Origin of the sequence: Streptomyces sp. SID12501 (assembly GCF_010550245.1) — a bacterium.
Classification (GTDB): domain Bacteria; phylum Actinomycetota; class Actinomycetes; order Streptomycetales; family Streptomycetaceae; genus Streptomyces.
This window is the reverse complement of sequence record NZ_JAAGLU010000957.1, coordinates 1-400: the sequence shown is the minus strand read 5'-3', so window position 1 is coordinate 400 and position 400 is coordinate 1. Positions and strand designations below refer to the sequence as shown.

At 67.0% G+C, this 400-nt stretch carries 1 pseudogene; it reads left to right on the top strand.

Going from position 1 to position 400, the window contains the following annotated elements:
* Positions 1-312 (top strand): annotated as a pseudogene (locus G3I71_RS49310) (hypothetical protein); the annotation flags it as partial.
* Positions 313-400: the final 88 nt, after the last annotated feature.

The window sequence follows — 400 nt, the reverse complement described above, 5'->3', positions numbered from 1 at the left end:
ACCGGCGGGCCCAAGGGCGAAGGCTCCGCCGGCATCGTGGTGGACCCGGGACGACGCGGGCCGAACGCCGAACGTGTGACGCTGACCGCCCAGGACGGTAGCCCCTTGGACGCACCGGAGATCCACGCCTCGCCGATCTCGCGATCCGGATCGATCTGCCCCTTGCCGTTGCCGGTCGAGCGGGTGTCCGCAGGGCATCGGAGCGTCTCCGGATTCCAGGTGCCGGTCGCCGGCTCCTGGGATCTGTCCCTGACTGTGCGGACCTCGGAATTCGATCGGACCACCGTGCGGGAATCGTTCGACATCCCGTGAACCGGTGGACCTGGCGGCACTCGGCATGAGAACATCAGCGCATGGTGACATCAGTTGACAGTGATACCTTACGGGCACTGGCGGATCC